The sequence below is a fragment of the Thiomonas sp. TH-17 genome (assembly GCF_057473305.1).
This window is the reverse complement of sequence record NZ_JBYCKI010000224.1, coordinates 1-5,461: the sequence shown is the minus strand read 5'-3', so window position 1 is coordinate 5,461 and position 5,461 is coordinate 1. Positions and strand designations below refer to the sequence as shown.

4 protein-coding genes and 1 pseudogene are annotated in these 5,461 nt (G+C 61.3%); 2 read left to right on the top strand and 3 right to left on the bottom strand.

Going from position 1 to position 5,461, the window contains the following annotated elements:
* A partial coding sequence (gene ileS, locus AC2VLV_RS13340) for an isoleucine--tRNA ligase (RefSeq protein WP_486990446.1) occupies window positions 1-2,801 on the bottom strand: 2,801 nt, incomplete at its 3' end.
* Between the two features lie 138 nt (window positions 2,802-2,939).
* Window positions 2,940-3,911, bottom strand: coding sequence for a bifunctional riboflavin kinase/FAD synthetase (locus AC2VLV_RS13335; protein ID WP_486990445.1), 972 nt, complete (start codon window positions 3,909-3,911; stop codon window positions 2,940-2,942).
* A 373-nt stretch (window positions 3,912-4,284) separates the two neighbouring features.
* Between AC2VLV_RS13335 and AC2VLV_RS13330 the strand changes: the two genes are divergently transcribed.
* Both AC2VLV_RS13330 and AC2VLV_RS13325 read left to right on the top strand, forming a co-directional pair.
* Window positions 4,285-4,488 carry a cold-shock protein gene (locus tag AC2VLV_RS13330; protein WP_013105664.1) on the top strand — a complete coding sequence of 68 codons (204 nt, stop codon included), beginning with the start codon at window positions 4,285-4,287 and terminating at the stop codon, window positions 4,486-4,488.
* A gap of 106 nt (window positions 4,489-4,594) precedes the next feature.
* Window positions 4,595-5,158, top strand: coding sequence for a DedA family protein (locus AC2VLV_RS13325; protein ID WP_486990444.1), 564 nt, complete (start codon window positions 4,595-4,597; stop codon window positions 5,156-5,158).
* On the opposite strand, the pseudogene AC2VLV_RS13320 reads toward AC2VLV_RS13325, so the two are convergent.
* Window positions 5,147-5,461: pseudogene (locus AC2VLV_RS13320) on the bottom strand (tryptophan--tRNA ligase); the annotation flags it as partial. The gene AC2VLV_RS13325 and the pseudogene AC2VLV_RS13320 sit on opposite strands and share 12 nt — an antisense overlap.

Below are 5,461 nucleotides of genomic sequence, written 5' to 3'. Positions count from 1 at the left end.
GCATCGACATCTTCGCGCCAGTGCCAGCAGCGTTCGCATTTGGGCTGCTTCGTGGGCGTCACCACGATGCGCAGTTCTCCATCGCTCGGGTGCAGGCTGGCGCGCGAGGTGATGAGCACAAAGCGCAGATCGTCGCCCAAGCGTTCGAGCAGGGCGTGCTCGGCCGGCGGGGCGTAAATATCGACTTCGGCCTGCAGCGAAGAACCGATCTTGCCTTGCTCGCGGAGGGCCTCGATTTCCTTGTTGGTCGCCTCTCGTATGGCACGAATGCGCGCCCACTGCTCAAGTAGCACGGCGCTGTCGGCCTGCTCGGGCCACTGCCAATAGGTCTCGACGAAAATGCTCTCGGTCTTGCCGATCAGCGCCCAGGCTTCTTCGGCGGTGAAGCTGAGGAAGGGCGCCATCCAGCGCAGCATGCCTTGGGTGATCTGCCACAGGGCGGTCTGGGCGCTGCGTCGGGCAAGGCTGTCGGGCGCGGTGGTGTAGAGGCGGTCTTTCAGGGCGTCGAGATAGAACGCGCCTAGGTCTTCGGAGCAGTAGACCTGCAGCTTGGCCACCACCGGGTGGAACTCGTATTTGTCGTAATGCGCCAGGATGACCGATTGCAGACTCTGCGCCTGCGCAAGCGCCCAGCGGTCGAGTTCGAACATCTGGCTCAGCGGTACGGCATGCCGGGCGGGATCGAAGTCGCTGGTATTGGCCAGCAGAAACCGCAGCGTGTTGCGGATGCGGCGATAGCCGTCGACCACACGGGCGAGGATTTTGTCGTCTCCCGCAATGTCGCCGGAATAGTCGGAGGCGGCCACCCACAGGCGGATGATTTCCGCCCCGAGCTTGTTGCAGGTCTGCAGCGGATCGATGCCATTACCCAGCGACTTGCTCATCTTGCGGCCCTGGCTGTCCACGGTGAAACCGTGGGTCAACAGGCCTTTGTAGGGCGCGCGGCCGTACATGGCGCACGAGGTGAGCAGCGAGGAATGAAACCAGCCGCGGTGTTGGTCATGGCCTTCCAGATAGAGATCGGCCTGCGGGCCTTCGGCATGGCCCGCGCCGGCATGACTGCCCATGAGTACGGTGGTGTGCGTGGTGCCCGAGTCGAACCAGACTTCGAGAATGTCAGAGCTTTTGCTGTAGAGCGCCGCGTCGTCTGCGCAACCCACGCGGGCGAGGATGTCGGCGGCGCCGGCCTTGCTCCAGGCCTCGATGCCGCCATGCTCCACCATCTCGGCGGCGATATCGAGAATGTCCATGGTGCGCGGGTGCAGTTCGCCGCTGTCTTTGTGCAGAAAAAACGGGATCGGCACGCCCCAGCTCCGCTGGCGGCTGATGCACCAGTCCGGCCGGTTGGCAATCATGTCGTGCAGGCGCGCCTTGCCGTTCTCGGGATAAAAGCTGGTGTGCTCAATGGCCTCAAGTGCCATCTGCCGCAGCGTTTTTGGCGCCTTGTCCTTGGTGAACACGCCTTCGCCTTCGTCCATGCGGATGAACCACTGCGCCGCGGCGCGATAGATCACCGGCACTTTGTGGCGCCAGCAGTGCGGGTAGCTGTGGGTGATGCTGTAGGTGGCCATCAGCCGATCAGCCTGGCGCAGGGTGTCGATGATGTGAGGCACCGCCTTCCAGATGTTCTGCCCGCCGAACAGCGGAAAGTCGGGCGCGTAGCTGCCGTCGCCCTGCACCGGGTTGAGGATGTCCTCATAGGCCATGCCGTGCGCAACGCAGGAGTTGAAGTCGTCGACACCGTAAGCGGGTGAGGAATGCACGATGCCGGTACCGTCGTCGGCGGTAGCGTAGTCGGCCAGATAGACCGGCGACAGTCGGCGGTAACCCGCATCCACCTCGTAGAGCGGGTGGCGGAACTCCAGCCCGCCCAGCGCCTTGCCGGGCGCGGTGGCCGCGATCGCGCCCTCCATCTCATAACGCTTCAGGCAGGCCTCGACCAGACTGGCGGCCAGCACCAGGTAGCCGCGTGGCGTATTGACCAGGGCGTATTCGATTTCCGGGTTGAGATTGAGCGCCTGATTGGCGGGAAGCGTCCAGGCGGTCGTCGTCCAGATGACGGCGAAGGCGGGCTTGGCGGCATCGGGCAGCGCGGGCAGGCCAAAAGCCGAAGCGAGCGCTGCGCGATCATTCGACTCAAAAGCGACATCGAGCGTCTGCGATTTTTTGTCGGCATATTCGATCTCGAATTCGGCCAGCGACGAACCGCAATCAAAACACCAATACACCGGCTTGAGGCCACGATAGACAAAGCCGCGCTCGATCACCCGTTTGAAAGCACGAATCTCCGCCGCTTCGTTGACGAAATCCATGGTGCGATAGGGATGATCCCAGTCGCCCAGCACGCCCAGGCGCTTGAAATCCGTCCTTTGCTGGTCGATCTGCGCCGTCGCATAGGCGCGGCTCTTGGCCTGCATCTCGTCGCGTGGCAGGCAGCGGCCAAACTGCTTTTCAATGGCGTTTTCGATCGGCAGACCGTGGCAGTCCCAACCGGGAATGTAAGCCGCATCAAAGCCGCTCAGCTGACGCGCCTTGACGATCATGTCCTTCAGAATCTTGTTGACCGCATGCCCCATGTGAATCTGGCCATTGGCATACGGCGGGCCGTCGTGCAGCACGAATTTCGGCGCTCCGGAGCGCGCCAGGCGCAACCTCTGGTAGAGACCGTTTTCGTTCCAGTCCGCGATCCATTGCGGTTCGCGCTTGGGCAGATCGCCGCGCATGGGGAAGGGCGTGTCAGGCAGGTTCAGCGTGGCCCGGTAATCGGGTTTTTCGGCTGCGGAGGAGTCGGCGTGATCCATGGAATTGCAGTGCTGTGCTGGAGCCCCGAGCAAAGGGTCCATTGAGAAGGAGTGAGCGAGAAAAAAGTGAACGGCGATATCACCCGAAGCAGCCGATCGTCAAAGTTGGGCGAGTCGGGTGCCTGAGGGCGCGCGCCGTCAAATTCGATCGCGGGTGGTCTGTCTGGCGAGCTGAGCAAACCAGGCGCGCGCCTGGTCGCTGTCGTTCTGAATCGCCGCAATCAGTTGAGTCAGGTCGGGGTAATGCGCTTCGTCGCGCAGTTTGTGCAGGAGTTCCACCCGGATGAGTTTACCGTAGGCATCTCCCTGCCAATCGAACACATGCGTTTCCAGCAACACCCGCCCGTCGGTCTCGACGGCCGGTCGCGTTCCCAGGCTCGCCACGGCGGGCAGGGGCGCCAACTCCAGCCCGTGCACCCGGGCGACGAAAACACCGCCAAGCGCGGGGCGTGCGCGATCAAAACGCAGATTCAGCGTCGGGAAGCCCAACTGGCGGCCAAGTTTGGCCCCGTGCAGCACATGCCCCGAAATGGCATAAGGGCGACCCAGCAAAACCTGCGCGGTCTCCATGTCTCCCGCCTGCAGCGCCTGCCGCACAGCCGAACTCGAGATTCTCAGCGCGGTTTCCGTGACTACAGGCATCTGCCGCGCTTCGCCGCCAAGGTTGCGCATCAAGGTATCGAGCTGGGCGAAATCTCCCGCGCGCCTGGCGCCAAAGCGGAAATCATCGCCAACCAGGACGAATTGCGCCTTCAGGCCTTGCCACACGATCTGCGCCACAAACTCCTCTGGAGATAACGCGGCGATGCGGGGGTCGAAGCGCAGCACGACCACTTGCTGCACTCCGGCTTCACGCAAGGCGCACAACTTGTCGCGCAAGGTCGAAATATGGCTGGGCGCGGAGTCGGGCCGGCCCTGGAGTGTTGCAAAAAAATCACGCGGGTGCGGCTCGAAAGTCAGCACCGTCGGCACCAGTCCACGCGACCGGGCGACTTGCACCAACTGGTGCAACATGGCGAGATGCCCCCGGTGCACCCCATCGAAATTGCCGATGGTCAGTGCCGTTCTCGAGGCCAATGATTTGTGATGAATTCCTCTAAAAACATGCATAAAAACAATTTGTTAGAGTGTTATTTTGAGAGAGTTTCTGAGGTGTTGCAGCGATCCAAACAATAGGTGTCTGCTTTGAGGGTACGCACCAATGCGATGCGCTCGCCAGCGAATCGCTGAGACCCTGCCCGTATGAAAAACGTCTATTGTCCGCCTTATCCAACCCCGCGCCGTTTGCTGTAGTGCACAGAGGGTTTGCCCTGCGCTGAATTGTCGCGCGCGCTGGTTTTTTGCGTGTATAGTTAATGCGCAGTCGAAACAAGAGCCAAGGTTCTCATTTGCTTGAGGGTTGGTTTGTGGCGGTTTCACAGTAGTGATTTGCCGGGCTTGTTGAAGATTTGCACTTATCTATATTTTCTTTAAAGGTTGATTCATGGCTACCGGTACTGTGAAATGGTTTAACGAGTCCAAGGGCTTCGGCTTCATCAAGCCTGATGAAGGCGGCGAAGATCTGTTCGCGCATTTTTCTGAAATTCAGGCCAAAGGTTTCCGCACTCTGCAGGAAAACCAGCGCGTCGAATTCACGGTAAAGGCTGGCCCGAAAGGTCCCCAGGCTTCTGCCATTCGCCCCATCTAAATTAGATAGGGTGGCTGCTTCCTGATCAAAAGTCAGGGCGTTGCAAAATCAACCGGCCACTGGCCGGTTTTTTTGTGCGCCAACTATCCCGATAGACTCACAGCCCATGGTCGAGGACTTCGTTCGGCATTACGGCTATGCCGCAGTGGCATTGGGCGCCCTTGCCGAGGGAGAGACCGTACTGCTGCTTGCGGGGTATGGCGCCCATCGTGGCTGGCTGGAGTGGCCCTGGGTTGTTTTGGTGGCGGCCCTGGCGGCTACGCTGGGGGATCAGTTTTTTTTCTTTCTGGGGCGTTGGTTTGGGCCGCAGTTGGTCAAGCGTTTCTCGGGCCTGGAAAACAATCTGCCCCGCGTTCAGCGCTTGCTGCATCGCGGGGCGCCCTGGGCGATTGTCAGCGTGCGCTTCCTCTATGGCTTACGCATCGCCGGGCCTGTGCTGATCGGCATGGCGGGCGTAGCGCCCTGGCGGTTTGTGCTTTACAACGCCATAGGCGCCGCCTTGTGGGCGCCGCTGGTCACGGGGCTGGGATGGTTTTTCGGCGCTGGCGTGGCGCAGTTGGCGTCTCGCTTGCAATGGGCCGAGGAAATCCTGCTGACTATCGTCATGGTCGTTGTATTCATCGTCTGGCGCCTGTGGAAGCGCCGACAGCGGGCCTCTTCAAATCTTTAGGCCCATCGCGTCCCGGACGGCGTGCATAGTTTGTTGTGCCGTGGCGCGCGCCTTGTCGCTGCCGTGCGCCAGGATGTCGCGAACCAGTGCTGGGTTGTCGAGATAGGGCTGCGCGCGCTCGAACATGGGTTGCTGTTCACGCAGGATGGCATCGATGACGGGCTGCTTGCACTCCAGGCAGCCGATGCCAGCCGTGGTGCAGCCGTGTTGCACCCAGTCGCGGGTGGCGTCGTCGGTGTAGGCCAGGTGGAATTGCCAGACGGGACAGAGTTCGGGCGTGCCGGGATCGGTGCGCTTGACGCG

What these genes read in the sequence shown, in the direction of transcription:
- AC2VLV_RS13335 (WP_486990445.1), bottom strand. Translation starts at nt 3,911, where the DNA reads ATGCATGTTTTTAGAGGAATTCATCACAAATCATTGGCCTCGAGAACG.
- AC2VLV_RS13330 (WP_013105664.1), top strand. Translation starts at nt 4,285, where the DNA reads ATGGCTACCGGTACTGTGAAATGGTTTAACGAGTCCAAGGGCTTCGGC.
- AC2VLV_RS13325 (WP_486990444.1), top strand. Translation starts at nt 4,595, where the DNA reads ATGGTCGAGGACTTCGTTCGGCATTACGGCTATGCCGCAGTGGCATTG.